The sequence below is a fragment of the Sandarakinorhabdus sp. genome (genome assembly GCF_040398645.1).
Classification (GTDB): domain Bacteria; phylum Pseudomonadota; class Alphaproteobacteria; order Sphingomonadales; family Sphingomonadaceae; genus Sandarakinorhabdus.
On the sequence record NZ_JBBATR010000035.1, the window covers coordinates 3,149 to 16,744 of the forward strand.

A 13,596-nucleotide genomic window follows, 5' to 3' on the forward strand; every position below is an offset into this window, starting at 1 on the left:
CAGCCGCCCTGAAGGAGGCCGATGAGGCCGTGGCCGCAGCGCTCGCCGGGGTGCCGGCCGCAGCGGCGGCGCCGACAGCCGGGGCGGACGCTGGCGCACTGTTGTTTGCGTCCAGCGGCTTTGGCGACAGCGAATATCTGGCCGCCGTCGCATTGATCAACGATCGCAATTATGAACAGGCGATCGCAGCGCTGTATTCGGCACAGCGGGCCTTTGGTGCCCATCCCGATATCCTGACCTATCTGGGCTTTGCCAACCGCAAGCTGGGCCGCTTCGAGATTGCCGAGGGCTATTACCGGGCCGCACTGGCCGCGGCGCCCGGCCACCGCGGCGCCACTGAATATTTCGGCGAATTGATGGTCGAGCGCCGCGACATGGCGGGTGCGCGGCGGATGCTGGCCCGGCTTGACGCGCAGTGCCGTTTTGGCTGCACCGAAGCGGAGGAGCTGCGCGCTTGGATCAGCGTCGGACACTCACCGCACGCGTCGTAACGCTGGTTTCGGCGCTGGCGGCCGGTATCGCCGCGGCCGCCAGCCTGGCACCGCCGCCCTTGCGCGAAATGCGCTGGATCGACCCCGGCCTGCCGCGCGCAGAGGTGTTACGGGCGTTGACCACCGAGCCGGCCGAATGCCTGGTGGTTCCAGTCGATGTCGCCCACCGGGAAAAGATCGCCATTGGCCGCGCGGTGTTTCGCTCGCCGCTGCTGCTCGGCGGGCAGGCGGCGCGGGCCGGTATATCCTGCGCCTCCTGCCACCGCGCTGGCCGGGGCAATCCGCACTTTGTGTTTCCCGGCGTATCGGGCGCGCCGGGCACCGCCGATGTCACCAGCTCGCTGTTCAGCAGCAAACGCGGCGACGGCCTGTTCAATCCAAGGCCGATCCCCGATCTTGTCACCGCCCCGGCCACGGTTGATCGCAATCCGGCAAAGCCCGATCTGCGCCGCTTCATCCACGGCCAGATCGTCGAGGAGTTTGACGGGCTGGAGCCGCCTGCCGCCGTGCTGGACGGCATCGCAGCCTATGTGGCGGCAATCGGGGGGCGATGCGGGGGCGATGCGGCGCGGACGGCAACGCGTGAAGCGGCGGATGCCAAGGCAGCGGTTTTGGCGGCGCAGCAGCTTCTGGCGGCGGCCGACCAGCCGGCGGCGCATATGCTGATGGCGGCGGCGCGGTCGGCGCTGGGCCGGCTGGATGAACGCTATGTCGGCGTTTCTGGAATCGACCGCCGGTTGGCGAAGCGCGACGCTGAATTGCGGCAGACCCAGCTGTTGGCGATAACCGACCCTGCAGCCGCCAGCGCAGCGCTCGGTCGCTGGACGCGGCGGTTCGACAAGGATAGCGAGGCGATGGTCGCTGCACAGGATCGGTCATTATATTCGGCCGCGATGCTATCGGCAATTCTGCCGCGTTGAAGGTGAACCATGTCACGCTTTGCACCGATTGCCATTGCCCTCCTGCTCCGCGCAACCAGCGCCATCGCCGCCGGGCCGGCAAACCCTGATCCGGCAGCGGTCACCGCCGGCAGCTTTGCTGTCGAGCCGTCGCATACCAGGGTGCAGTTCACCGTGTCGCACATGGGGTTCACCAACTGGTATGGCGATTTCACCGGCGCCAGCGGCAGCCTGCGCATCGATCCGAAAAATATTGCCGCCAGCACGGTCGAGATCAGCATTCCGACCGCTTCGGTATCGACCACCAACACCATTCTCGACGGTGAGTTGAAGAGTGCCGACTGGTTCGATGCGGCGCAGTTTCCAACGATCCGCTTTGTTTCGACCGCGGTGAAGCCGACGGGCCCGAATACCGCCGATATCACGGGCAATCTGAGCTTTCATGGTGTCACCCGGCCGGTTGTCCTCGTCGCCCGCTTCAATGGTGCCGGCATCAACCCGATCGACAAGGCCTATACCCTGGGTTTTGATGCCACCACGACGATCAAGCGCTCCGATTGGGGCGTGAAGAATTATGTGCCGGTGATCGGCGATGAAACCATATTGCGGATCAGTGCAGCGTTCGAAACGCCGCGCAAGGCCCGGTAATCGCGAGCGTTCGTCTGGCGCAGGCCGTTGCAGCCGCGCGGCGATACACGCGAGATGCGTCAGATGTGTCGAATCTGCACGGATTGTGGAGCAGGTTCCGCGCTTTCACACGTCCTGCAGCAAAGCCTCGGTCTCGGCGATGCTGGCCGGGGTGCCGACGTGGAACCACAGGCCGGCGTGGGACAGGCCGAACATGCGGCCCTGTGCCAGCGCCTTGTGCCAGGCGCGCCACATGGTGAACGGCTCGGCCGGCTCGCCATCAAACAGGCGGCGCGAGATGATCTGCAGGCCCGAATAGACAAAGGGCGCGATTTTCAGATTGCCGCGCGGTGTCAGGCAGCCCGAACCGTCCATGTGAAAATCGCCGCGTCCTTCGTAGCCGTTGGCGCGGGCCAGCGGCACCAGCAGCAGCAGCGCGTCCATCTCGTCCGGGTTCCAGCGCGCCGCGATCAGGCGCAGCGTGTCCTGGGCGCCGTCGATCCACATATTGTCGGAATTGATGGTGAAAAAACTGTCCCCGCGGATCAGCGGCAGCGCCTTGGCAATGCCGCCGCCGGTTTCCAGCAGCAGCGCGCGTTCGTCGGACACGTCGATCTGGGCTGGCTGGCGGCGCGATTTCACCGCAGCTTCGATCTGATCGGCGAAATAATGGGCGTTCACCACCGCGTGTTCGATGCCGGCAGCCGCTACGCCGTCCAGCGCTCGGTCCAGCAAGCTGCGCCCAGCGACATCGATAAGCGGCTTGGGGCGGGTGGCCGTCAGCGGGCGCATGCGCTTGCCCAGCCCGGCGGCCAGCACCATGGCGGTTTGCGGCAGGGCGCAGGCGATGCCGGGCCGCAGGCTGAGGGGTGCGCTGATGGTCATTGCGCCGGCACTGCCACGCCCACTGCAACGCCGCGCCGTGCTTCGGCCGGGACGTGCGCATCAAACCATGCACGCACCGGTGCCAGCGCCGGATGCGCCAGATTGGCGCTTACCAATTCCCACAAGCGCGGATGAAAGCGCGGATAGGCCGCTTTGCCGTCACGAACATAAAGCCGGGTGAACACGCCCAATATCTTGATGTTCCGCTGCGCAGCCAGAATGGCATAGGCGGTGCGGAAGGCGGCTTCATCCAATCCGGGCCGCGCGGCGATATAGCGGGCGATCATCGCCGCCTCCAGGGCTGGCGAGACGATGCGGCGGATATCCTGCAGCAGGCTGGCAAGATCATAGGCCGGGTGGCCGGCCAGCGCGTCCTGAAAATCGAGCAGGCCCAGCTGCTGCAGCCCGGGGCGGCCGAGCAGCATCAGATTGTCGGCATGATAATCGCGCAGCACCAGCACCGGCGGATGGGTGAACAGCGCCGGCCACAGCGGTGCCCAGGCTTCGGTGTAGCCGGGCGCTTCGGTGAGGCCAACGGCAGGCAGATACCAATCGGGAAACAGCCGCGCCTCCCGCAGATATTCGGCCGGCGTGTAGGGCGCCGTGTCACCGGGCGGATGCTGGTGCAGCGCGGCGAGCAGATCAACGGCGGCTGCGTAAATTTCGGCCTCGCCGCTGGCGTCATGGGCCAGCACCGGCGCAACACGGGCGTCGCCGAAATCTTCGAGCAAGATCAAGCCTTGATCGAGATCGGCTGCCAGTGCCTGCGGCGCCGCAAAGCCCAGGCCGTTCAGATGGCCGGCTATGGCCAGAAACGGCCTGCTGTCTTCCTTGTCGGGCGGCGCATCCATCAGCACCGCCGTGCGATCAGCCAGCACCACCCGGAAATAGCGGCGGAAACTGGCATCGCCGGCCAGCGGTCGCACCGCTGCGCCGCCCCAGCCATGGGCATTCAAAAACGCCCCGGTGCCGGGCGGTGGGATCATGGATGCAAGGTTGGTGGCCACCGGCCTTCCCAAGCCGGCGGCGTGTCCCAAGTCAAGCGGCGCGGTGTGTCGCCGCTGCCGCAAAGTGTCAGCTGGAGGGCATCGGCTGGCAAACGGTGTCCCAATCGTTCCGGCCATTCGATGATCAGCGCCGCATCGGTTTCGAACAGGCCGAGCGCATCAGCCTGCGCCGGGCTGTCCAGCCGGTACAGATCAATGTGCCACACCGGAACCCGCACATCAGGCGGATCATAGGGCTGCACCAGTGTGAAGGTGGGCGAGGGCACCTCGCCGCCCCAGCCCAGCGCCTTGATGATCCCGCGGGCCAGCGTGGATTTGCCCGCCCCCAGATCGCCGGAAAGCGCGATGATGTCTCCGGGGCGCAACACGGCGGCGAGCGCGGCACCAAGGGTTGCCAAGTCCTGCAAAGTGGGCAGCAAAATAGGTTTCACCACTGTCGAATGGGTGATCCTTCAATGCTTGACAAGAGGCCAAATAGATACCACAAAGGTAACATAGCCGAAAAGAAGGAGCCATATATATGACGGAACAACAGTTTGCTGCATCCCGTCGCGGCCATTTGCTTGTCGGCATCCTGCAGCAGCCCGAAGTGCTGACGCGCATGGTGGCGGCCGCAAATGCCGATCGTCCGGCGGTGGAGGTCATTGATCCCGATGTGGCAGCCCTCATCGGCGCGTTGAGTGATGACGAGAAAAAGGCTGCCGGTCGGGTCGTGAAGCGCTTCCTGGCCCCGCACGGCCTTCGTCCGTTCAAGAAGGGCAAGCGGGTGCTCGGCGGCAAGGTGTTCAGTCGCGGCACGGTGTATCGCCAGGTGTTGCCGCCCGCCGGCGCTGGTGGATCATTCCCAAGCCAGGCAGGTGGCTTTGGCGATCCGATTGCAGCAGCGAAGGCCATTCTGGCTGCGGGGCGTCTGGACAATGGCCGTCAGTTGGACACTGTCGAGGATTTTCTGGCTGAACGCCGCGCAATGTGGGGCGATGCGTGACGGTCGTCTTCGATGCGTCCGCGGTGCTTGCACTTGTTCGCGGCGAGCCTGGCGACACACGCGTCGCTAACGCCATGCAGAGCGCCGTGATTTGTGCTGTCAATGTGGCGGAGGTGGTCGAACGGCTGAGGCGCGACTTCGCGGAGGAGAATGTTATTGCCAGTCTTGGCTTGGTATTGCCGCCAACACTGGCAGCGGATCGGGAACTGGCGGTGGCGGCCGGCCTGATGCGAGCTGCCACCCGCAGCGCTGGCCTTTCGACGGGTGATTGCTTTTGCCTTGCGCTGGGGGCGCGATTGCAGGCCAAGGTGCTGACGGCAGATCGCAAGTGGGCTGAGATCGCTGACCAAATTGGGGTGCAGGTTCAGCTGATCAGGTGAAAGATCAGAAATCGACGGTGATATAGGCTTGCGCCAAACGGCCGGGGATCGGGCCGTAAGCACCGGCCCCGCGCAGATCAAAGCCCTCCACATCAAACAGGTTGCTTAGCTGCACGCGCAGCAGGGCATTCTTGCCGGCCAGATTGAAACGATAACGGCCGCCCACATCGACAATGGTGCGCGCCGGGATGGCAACGCTGTTGCTGACGGTGGCGGTTTCGCTGCTGCGATACGCGATACGGCTATCGAACGACAGGCCGGGCGCGAACGGCGGGCGCCAATCGGCGCTGAACTCCACGCGCTGGCCGATGGCAGCCACCGGCCGTTCGCCGACAAGGCCGGGCCGCGCACCGGGCGCCGAAACGCGCGGCCATAACCACACGCCGCCGGCGACGATGCTGAGCGATTTGGTGAGCGGCCCGGCAATTGAGGCTTCGACACCGCGATTGACCACGTCGCCCAGCACGTCGAAGCGGCCCGCCGCATCCAGGTTGAAATAGGGCTTGGTGATATCGAACACGCCGGCCACCAGCTTGATCTGATCGGTCAGCGCCCAGCGCAGGCCGGCATCAAACTGGCGGGTGCGGATGGCAGGCAGGGCCTCGTTGCGGTTGATGGCATTGCCGGGCGCGACGCCGCTTTCTTCGAGGCCATTGACCGTGCCGGCATAAACAACCAGCGCCGGCGTGATATTGGCCGCCACGCTGATATTGTAGAGCAGCAGGCGGTCATCCGTCGCCTGAATGCCCGCCCCCAATCCATTGGCACTCGGCAGATCGATACGCTTCTTGTAATCGCTCCATTGCAGGCCGGCGGCGACCTCGCCCACACCCAGCCAGCGGCCTTCGTAGGCGATGCCGCCGGTGATCTGCTTCACGTCGTCCAACTGCTGCTGGCCAAAACGGAAGGCCGGTTCCGGCACCTGGCTTGGCGTGTCGATCTGCACCGGGCCGAGTTCGAGAATGTCAGACCCGCCAAAGCGCCGATCGCCACTGCGGCCGCGAACCGCCAGATGGATCTGGTGCCGGCGCGGGCCTTCGTCGATCTGCCGTGTCAGCCGCACTTCGCCGCTGACCGCCGCAAAATTCAGGCGCGGATCCACGATGACGCGCTGGGTGCCGGTGCGATCCGGCAGCAGGCCGCGCACCAGATTGGTCATCTGCCGTTCGCGGTTTCGGGAGGAGCGGAAGATGCCGGCGCGCAGCAGCCAGCCTTGGGCCACCTGCCAATCGCCCAGCATGCCGATATTGGCATCAAGCCCGCTGCCGTTCACCCAATCCGGACCAAAGCGCTGGCGGCGCGGCAGCAGCGGCGGCAGAAATTCGGCAGCCGTCTGGAAGGTGAGGCGGTGATCGTCCAGCGATTGATAAAGCACACTGGCAAACGGGATCAGCGTGAGGCCGGGTGCCGGGTTCCAGCGCGCAATCAGTGTGCCGCCAAAGCTGTTTTCGCGCGTCGCATCCAGGCCGCTTTCCTTGCGCACCGATGCGCCAAACCCGAAGCTGAGCTGGTCGCTGACCGGCAGCACGCCATCGGCTTCGGCATTCAGGGTGCCCCATTCATCGGCGGCAACCAGCACGCTGGCGGCGGCCTGATCGCCTGGCCGGCGGAAGCCGAAATCCACCAGCCCGGTGGGGGCCGGGAACGGGCTGCCCAATGCCGACAGGCCGACACGAATGGTGGTGGTGCGGCTGATCCGCGTGCTGGGCGGCACCACCGGATCGAAATACAGGCCGTCGATGCGCACATTGCCGGCGGCGATCGGCGAAAAGCCGCGCACGTTCATCTGATTGTAGATGCCGATCACTTCGCGGCCAATGGTGCTGCCAAAGGCATCGCCGACCTGGCGCACGGCATTTTCAGCAGCGCGGCTGCCGGTCGCGGCAACAATCGGCCCGGCGACGTCAGGTTCTTCGCCAATCGGCAAATCGGCGGGCGGTGGCTCGCCGTCGTTCGGGGTTGGCAGTGGTTGCTGCCCGCCAATTGATGGCAACGCCAGCGCCGGCAGGCCGCAGCCTACCAACGCCCATAACAGCAATCCGGCACGGCCGGCGCTGCGATATCCTCCTGAACATGCTTGCATGATCTTCCTTCCGGCTGGCCCAGCCCGGTCCAGCCTCATTCAACGTGTACTCCATGAAGCTGGTTGCAGATAAGCGCCGATAATCGTCGGGCTTGAATTGGCTGGCGTCGCCAACGCCGGTGCGACCACAAACGGGCTCACATTGCTAGCCGCTGTCATGGCCTGCCTCTGGCCAGCGCCCGCCGCCAAGTCCAGCGCCAGATTGGACAGGCGATGTTGACGCCGGCCGCTGTTCACAAATCGATAGTGATATAGGCGTTGGCAGCCCGGCCCCACACCGGGCGGTAGGCGCCCGCGCCGAACAGTTCATAGCCCTGCTGATCAAGCAGATTTTCCACCTGCACCCGCAGCGTCGCTGCCGATCCCGCCAGCTTGAACCGGTAGCGCCCGCCGATATCAACGAAGGTCTGTGCTGGAATGGCGACCAGGTTGGATACCGCCGCGGTCGTGCTGCTTTCATGGCTCACGCTGGCGTCCAACGACACGCCCGGCAGCCATGGCGGCCGCCAATCGCCGCTGATGGTGTAGGTTTGCGCCACGGCGCCCACCGGCCGGCGGCCAACGCCCGGCACGTCGGCAGTGACGCGGGGCGACAGCAGAACAGCGCCGGCCACCACCGTCAAGCGCGGGGTGACCGGGCCGCTGAACGAGGCTTCGAGGCCGCGATTGCGAACGTCGCCGAGTTGACGGAACACGCGGGCTGCATCGAGATTGAAATAGGGTTTGCTGACGTCGAACAGGCCGACCACCAGCCGCAGATCGCCGGCCACATTCCAGCGCAGGCCAGCATCGAATTGGCGGGTGCGGATGGCCGGCAGGGCTTCATTGCGGTTGGCGGCTTGTTCGGGCGCGACCCCCGATTCCTCAAGACCGGTAACATATCCGCCGTACGCCGCCAGACGGGGCGAGATCACCACGGCGGCATTGGCGTTGAACAGCAATGGCCGCGTGCTGGTTGCCACCGGGGCCACGCCGGGCAGGCCGATGCGCTTGCGGTAATCGCTGTGCTGCACACCCAGTGAAATTTCGCCCACCCCGTCCCAGCGGCCTTCGTAGCCTGCTGCCAGAGTCCATTGCCGAAACCGGTCGCGTTCCTGATCGGTGAAGGCCGCCACTGGCTGCGGCGCGCCCTGCGCCGTGGTCAGCGTCGCTGGGCCGAGATCCACTTGCTGTGCACCGCCAAAGCGGCGGCGGGCATCGCGGCCGCGCACCGCCAGGTGGAACTGGTGGGCGCGTTCCCCGCTGGTCCAGCTGCGCGTCAGCCGCACTTCGCCGCTGGTGGAGGCAAACAGCAGCGGCGGATCGATGATCACCAGCGCCCGCCCGCTGCCATCGGGCTGCACATCGGTCAGCAGGTTGGTGAAATCTTCAAAATAGGCCACCGACGACCGAAACAGCCCGGCCTTCAGCGCCCAGCCCGGGCCCAGATCGGCGGTCAGCACGCCGCCGGCATTAAGCTCGGTTTCGCGAGTGCGCTGCCAGCTTGGGCCGTTCCAGAAATTGCGCGGCAGCCGCGGCGGCAGTGCTTCGCCGGTGGGCACATAGATGGTCGCGGCTTCGTGGAACGGGGTGTAGGCCAGGCTGATGAACGGCACCAGCTCGATGCCCGGCGCCGGGCGCAGCCGCGCGATCAGCGCGGCTTCGTAATAATAATCGCGGGTGCCGTCGCCCATATGCTCGTGGGCGATCTGGCCGCCCACACCCAGGCTGAAGCCGTCGCTGATGGGTAGCGCCACATCGGCTTCGATGATGCGTGAGCCCCAGGTATCGATATTGGCGAGCACGCTGGCACCGGCCTTGTCGCCGGGCACGCGCAGGCCGAGATCGACGATGCCGGTGGGGCTGGGGAAGGGCGATCCCAGCACGGTAGGGCCAACGCGGATGACGGTGGAACCGCTGATGCGATCAGACGGGAAGAACACCGGATCGAAATACAGCCCGGCGATACGGACATTGCCGGCCACGCGCGGCGAAAACCCGCGCACATAACTATCGCTGTACAGACCAATTTCTTCGCGGCCGATCACCGTGCCGAATGCGTCGCCGGCCTGGCGGACGGCGTTTTCACCGGCGCGGTTGCCAGCGGCCGTGACCAGCTGTGCATCCTGGGCGTTTGCGGCCACAGCGATCAGGCTGGCCGTAACAAATGTCAGCGCGCGGATCATGCGTTTCCAGATGGTTTCGGCGTTGCCGCCATCAGTTCAATAGCGATAATGATCCGGCTTGAACGGGCCGGCATCGCCCACACCGATATAAGCGGCCTGCTTTTCCGACAAGGTGGTGAGCTTCACGCCCAGTTTTTCGAGGTGCAGGCGGGCGACTTTTTCATCGAGATGCTTGGGCAGCACATAGACCTTGTTCTGATATTGCGCGCCGTTGCCCCACAATTCGATCTGGGCCAGCACCTGGTTGGTGAAGCTGGCGGACATCACGAAGCTGGGGTGGCCGGTGGCGCAGCCCAGGTTCACCAGGCGGCCCTTGGCCAGCACGATGATCTGGTTGCCATCTGGAAACTCGACGATGTCGGTGCCCGGCTTCACTTCGGTCCATTTGTAGTTGGACAGCGCCGAAATCTGGATTTCGCTGTCGAAATGCCCGATGTTGCACACGATGCTGTTGGGGCGCATCGCCATCATGTGTTCGGCGGTGATCACGTCCATGTTGCCGGTGGCGGTCACGAAGATATCGGCGCGCTTGACGGCGTCTTCCATGGTGACGACTTCAAAGCCCTCCATGGCGGCCTGCAACGCGCAAATCGGGTCGATTTCCGTGACCATAACGCGGGCGCCGCCATTGCGCAGGCTTTGCGCCGAACCCTTGCCGACATCGCCAAAGCCGGCGACGCAGGCGACCTTGCCGGCCAGCATCACATCGGTGGCGCGGCGGATGGCATCGACCAGCGATTCCTTGCAGCCATAAAGATTGTCGAATTTGGATTTGGTGACGCTGTCGTTGACGTTGATCGCCGGGAACGGCAGCCGGCCTTGCTTGGCCAGTTCGTACAGGCGGTGCACGCCCGTGGTGGTTTCTTCGGAAACGCCCTTCAGGTTTTTCACCGTCTCGGTCAGATAGCCCGGCCGCGCCTTGATATAGGCCTTCAGCGCGCGCTGAAACTCCACCTCTTCCTCGTTTTCCGGCTCGCCCATGGTTTCGCCAGCCTCCAGGCGGGCGCCCCACAGCGCAAACATCGTGGCATCGCCGCCATCGTCGAGGATGATATTCGACGTCACGTCGCCCCAATCGAAGATGCGGCCGACATAATCCCAATAATCGGCCAGGCTTTCGCCCTTGATAGCGTAGATCGGGATGCCGGCCGCCGCCATGGCCGCTGCCGCATGATCCTGGGTGGAGAAGATGTTGCAGGTGGCCCAGCGCAGTTCAGCGCCAAGCGCGACCAGCGTTTCCATCAGCACCGCCGTCTGGATCGTCATGTGCAGGCTGCCGGTGATGCGCGCGCCGGTCAGCGGCTTTGACACGCCGAATTCGCTGCGCAGCGCCATCAGGCCGGGCATTTCGGTTTCGGCGATATTGATTTCGCGGCGGCCGAAACCGGCAAGCGACAGATCGGCAATGGCGTAATCGGCGGCCATGGGTGTGGCTCCTGAAACAGGGGTGAGCAAAGTTGATATTCCCTAGGCAGAGCCAGCGGCTGGAGCAAGCATAAAGAATGCTTTATATCATGATGCGCGCCGGTGGCCGGCACACCTCGCTGCAGAAAAGGCCAGGCATCAAGCGCTGGCGGGGGAATGGCCGCGGCAATAAAAACCACGGAAATTTCGAGCGTTGCCAAGTGCATGATCGCCGCTGAGATTCTCGTCTTGACTATAAGCTCTGTCCGCCGGAATATTTGGCCAGTTGCAATGGCGCGGCAGGCCGGGGGAATTTGCGATGTTTGCTTGGATCAACGACCTGTTTGGCTGGTTTGTCGAGAAATTGTCCGGCGCTGGCCAGGCGAAAGCCGCCATCACCGAGCTGTATCGCCAAACCCTGCTCGACAATGTGATGCAGCCTTGCAAGCAGGATTCGCAAATACAAGCCAGGCTGGCCGTGTTGCAGGCGCAATTGCAGAACAAAGACGGCTGGGTGCTGGGTGAACTGTACAGTATCGAATCCGAACTCTGGACGTTTTTCGACGATGCGACGGTGTTGGCGCGGTTCTGGTCGGTGCGGGATCGTTTCGAGCGTGTGGCGACGGCGGTAACGCGTGCCAATTATGCGCTGTCGGTGCCGGCCGGGACTGACGATCAGTGGAAACAACCAGAGTTTCTGCGGTCGCAGGCGCTGGCGCTGATCGACGCCGTGCAGAACAGCCAATTGGTCAGTCTGGAACGGGAGTTTTTCACCAACAGCCTGCGCACGACCATGTTCAGCATCGGGATAACGCTGGCGGGCATCATGCTGGTGCTGATGCTGGGGGTGTCACTGGCTGCCCGGCCGCCCCTGATGGCGTTTTACGCGATCCTGTTCGCGCTCGGCATGATGGGCGCCTGTGTCTCTTATGTTCGCCGCTTGCACGCCGCCGTGGATCACAACGCCCTGGTTGGTGATGGATTGTCCGAGCTCAATACCATCGCCAACAACCGCGTCACCGCCTTTTCCACGGTGCTGATCGGCGGCGTGTTTGCAATCATCACCTATTGGTTGGTGCTCAGTTCGGCCTTTGCCGCGCTGATTCCGACCGAAAACGACCAGCCGGGGCTTTCAACCAGCACCGTGATGGCCGAGACCATGCTGGCTGGTGCCAGAGCGGAACTGGCAACCCTCGAAAGCCAGCAGGCCAAGCCCGCGCCGGCGGTTGATGGGGCGACTGAAGTGGCGGCCCAAGCGGCGGCGGGCAGCGCGCCCTCACCTGAATTGGTGCAAAAGCGCGCGGACATCCTCAAGCTTGAAGTCGATATCGCCCGGATGCGCGCGGAATTGAACAGTCTTGCACCAAAAACCAGTTTCGCGGCGGATTGCACGAAACCGGCCAACGTCAAGGAGCAATCGGACTGCACGCCATCATTCGGGACACGATCGGCCAGCGCGATGGAACTGGCCGATGCGCATAGTTTTTACCTGATGCTGGTGCTGGCGTTTCTGGCTGGCTTTGCCGAACAATTCGTGCCGGATGCGCTGGATCGGCTGACGCGGCGGATGACCCAGCGCAACTGAGGCGGCAGGCCCGAACTGGGCCGGCCAGGCGGTCGTGCGCTAGTGCAGGAAAACAAGGCAGTAATTTGACCATCGCACCGACCTGACGCTAGACCGGGTCATGCAAGTTTCATCAAAGGATTGCCAATGCAAAGCCTGTTTGCCGTTGCAGCGCTCATGAGCGCTGCTGCCGTGTCCGCTGCGCCGATCGCCTATCCGCAAACCGTGCGCGGCACCGAGGTGGAGGCGCGGCACGGCATCAGCGCGCCCGACCCGTATCGCTGGCTGGAAGCCGATGTGCGCACCGACGCCGGGGTGGCGAAGTGGGTGGAAGCGCAGAACGGGGTGACCACGGCCTATCTGGCCGGACTGCCGAAGCGCGAAATGATCCGCCAGCGGCTGACCGAACTCTATAATTATGAACGCTTTGGCATTCCGCGCGTGAAGGGCGGCGTGCAGTTCTTTGCGCGCAATTCGGGCCTGCAGAACCAGTCCGTGCTGTATGTGCAGGCACCGGGCGCTGAACCGCGCGTGCTGATCGATCCCAACCCCTGGGCCAAGGATGGCGCCACCGCGCTGGCCGAATGGCAGCCTTCGGAGGATGGCAAGCTGCTGGTGTACGGCGTGCAGGATGGCGGCACCGATTGGCGCACGTTCAAACTGCGCGATGTCGCCACGGGCCAGGATTTGCCCGACGTGATCGAGTGGGTGAAATCCAGTGCCATTGCCTGGAAGAAGGATGGTTCAGGCTTTTATTACTCGCGTTTTCCAGAACAGGCCGGGCCGAAATATCTGGGCGTCAGCCTCAACCAGAAGCTGTATTTCCACAGGCTCGGCACGCCGCAGACAGCGGACCAGCTGATCTTCGAAGCCCCGGAGCATCCCAAGCGCGGCCATTTCGGCCAGGTGACGGACGATGGCCGCTGGCTGGTGATCATCACATCGGAAGGCACCGACAGCCGGTATGAAGTGCGGGTGGCCGATATCGGCAAGGGCGAAACGCCGCGCGCGCTGGTGACGGGGCTGGATTTTGATTGGTCGCTGGCGGGATCGAAGGGCGACACGCTGTATTTCCGCACCAACAAGGCCGCCCCCAAAGGCCGCAT

14 protein-coding genes are annotated in these 13,596 nt (G+C 64.3%); 8 read left to right on the plus strand and 6 right to left on the minus strand.

Annotated elements, in window-relative coordinates; genetic code table 11:
* The 3 genes from ABWP50_RS09120 to ABWP50_RS09130 all read left to right on the plus strand — a co-directional run.
* On the plus strand, positions 1-491 hold a 491-nt coding region (locus ABWP50_RS09120), incomplete at its 5' end, for a tetratricopeptide repeat protein (RefSeq protein WP_502951017.1).
* The gene (locus ABWP50_RS09125) at positions 455-1,411 is read left to right on the plus strand and encodes a hypothetical protein (protein ID WP_353217685.1); all 957 of its coding nucleotides are present in this window, start codon (positions 455-457) and stop codon (positions 1,409-1,411) included. The genes ABWP50_RS09120 and ABWP50_RS09125, both read left to right, overlap by 37 nt.
* Positions 1,412-1,420: 9 nt before the next feature.
* Positions 1,421-2,038 carry a YceI family protein gene (locus ABWP50_RS09130; protein WP_353217686.1) on the plus strand — a complete coding sequence of 206 codons (618 nt, stop codon included), beginning with the start codon at positions 1,421-1,423 and terminating at the stop codon, positions 2,036-2,038.
* 105 nt (positions 2,039-2,143) lie between these two features.
* On the opposite strand, the gene ABWP50_RS09135 is transcribed toward ABWP50_RS09130, so the two are convergent.
* From ABWP50_RS09135 to tsaE, 3 genes are read right to left on the minus strand one after another with little or no spacing between them, the layout of a single operon-like run.
* Positions 2,144-2,902, minus strand: a complete 759-nt coding sequence (locus ABWP50_RS09135) for a nucleotidyltransferase family protein (RefSeq protein ID WP_353217687.1) — start codon at positions 2,900-2,902, stop codon at positions 2,144-2,146.
* Complete coding sequence (locus ABWP50_RS09140) at positions 2,899-3,888, minus strand: aminoglycoside phosphotransferase family protein (protein WP_353217688.1); 990 nt, start codon at positions 3,886-3,888, stop codon at positions 2,899-2,901. The genes ABWP50_RS09135 and ABWP50_RS09140 overlap by 4 nt, the downstream gene beginning before the upstream one ends.
* Positions 3,885-4,340: a tRNA (adenosine(37)-N6)-threonylcarbamoyltransferase complex ATPase subunit type 1 TsaE gene (gene tsaE, locus ABWP50_RS09145; RefSeq protein WP_353217689.1), complete on the minus strand. Its 456-nt coding sequence runs from the start codon at positions 4,338-4,340 to the stop codon at positions 3,885-3,887. The genes ABWP50_RS09140 and tsaE overlap by 4 nt, the downstream gene beginning before the upstream one ends.
* Before the next feature lie 89 nt (positions 4,341-4,429).
* Between tsaE and ABWP50_RS09150 the strand changes: the two genes are divergently transcribed.
* Both ABWP50_RS09150 and ABWP50_RS09155 read left to right on the plus strand, forming a co-directional pair.
* Positions 4,430-4,894 carry a hypothetical protein gene (locus ABWP50_RS09150; RefSeq protein WP_353217690.1) on the plus strand — a complete coding sequence of 155 codons (465 nt, stop codon included), beginning with the start codon at positions 4,430-4,432 and terminating at the stop codon, positions 4,892-4,894.
* Positions 4,891-5,274 (plus strand): type II toxin-antitoxin system VapC family toxin, encoded by a 384-nt coding sequence (locus ABWP50_RS09155; protein ID WP_353217691.1) that lies wholly within the window; start codon positions 4,891-4,893, stop codon positions 5,272-5,274. Before ABWP50_RS09150 ends, ABWP50_RS09155 begins: the two co-directional genes overlap by 4 nt.
* Before the next feature lie 4 nt (positions 5,275-5,278).
* On the opposite strand, the gene ABWP50_RS09160 is transcribed toward ABWP50_RS09155, so the two are convergent.
* The 3 genes from ABWP50_RS09160 to ahcY form a co-directional block, all read right to left on the minus strand.
* Positions 5,279-7,357 (minus strand): TonB-dependent siderophore receptor, encoded by a 2,079-nt coding sequence (locus ABWP50_RS09160; RefSeq protein WP_353217692.1) that lies wholly within the window; start codon positions 7,355-7,357, stop codon positions 5,279-5,281.
* Between the two features lie 233 nt (positions 7,358-7,590).
* Positions 7,591-9,522, minus strand: a complete 1,932-nt coding sequence (locus tag ABWP50_RS09165; protein ID WP_353217693.1) for a TonB-dependent receptor domain-containing protein — start codon at positions 9,520-9,522, stop codon at positions 7,591-7,593.
* Between the two features lie 36 nt (positions 9,523-9,558).
* Positions 9,559-10,947 (minus strand): adenosylhomocysteinase, encoded by a 1,389-nt coding sequence (gene ahcY, locus ABWP50_RS09170; protein ID WP_353217694.1) that lies wholly within the window; start codon positions 10,945-10,947, stop codon positions 9,559-9,561.
* A gap of 77 nt (positions 10,948-11,024) precedes the next feature.
* Here ahcY and ABWP50_RS09175 point away from each other — a divergent pair, with 77 nt between their 5' ends.
* The 3 genes from ABWP50_RS09175 to ABWP50_RS09185 all read left to right on the plus strand — a co-directional run.
* Positions 11,025-11,165 carry a hypothetical protein gene (locus tag ABWP50_RS09175; RefSeq protein ID WP_353217695.1) on the plus strand — a complete coding sequence of 47 codons (141 nt, stop codon included), beginning with the start codon at positions 11,025-11,027 and terminating at the stop codon, positions 11,163-11,165.
* Between the two features lie 80 nt (positions 11,166-11,245).
* On the plus strand, positions 11,246-12,511 hold the full coding sequence (locus ABWP50_RS09180) for a hypothetical protein (RefSeq protein WP_353217696.1): 1,266 nt from the start codon (positions 11,246-11,248) through the stop codon (positions 12,509-12,511).
* 156 nt (positions 12,512-12,667) lie between these two features.
* On the plus strand, positions 12,668-13,596 hold a 929-nt coding region (locus ABWP50_RS09185; RefSeq protein ID WP_502951018.1), incomplete at its 3' end, for a prolyl oligopeptidase family protein.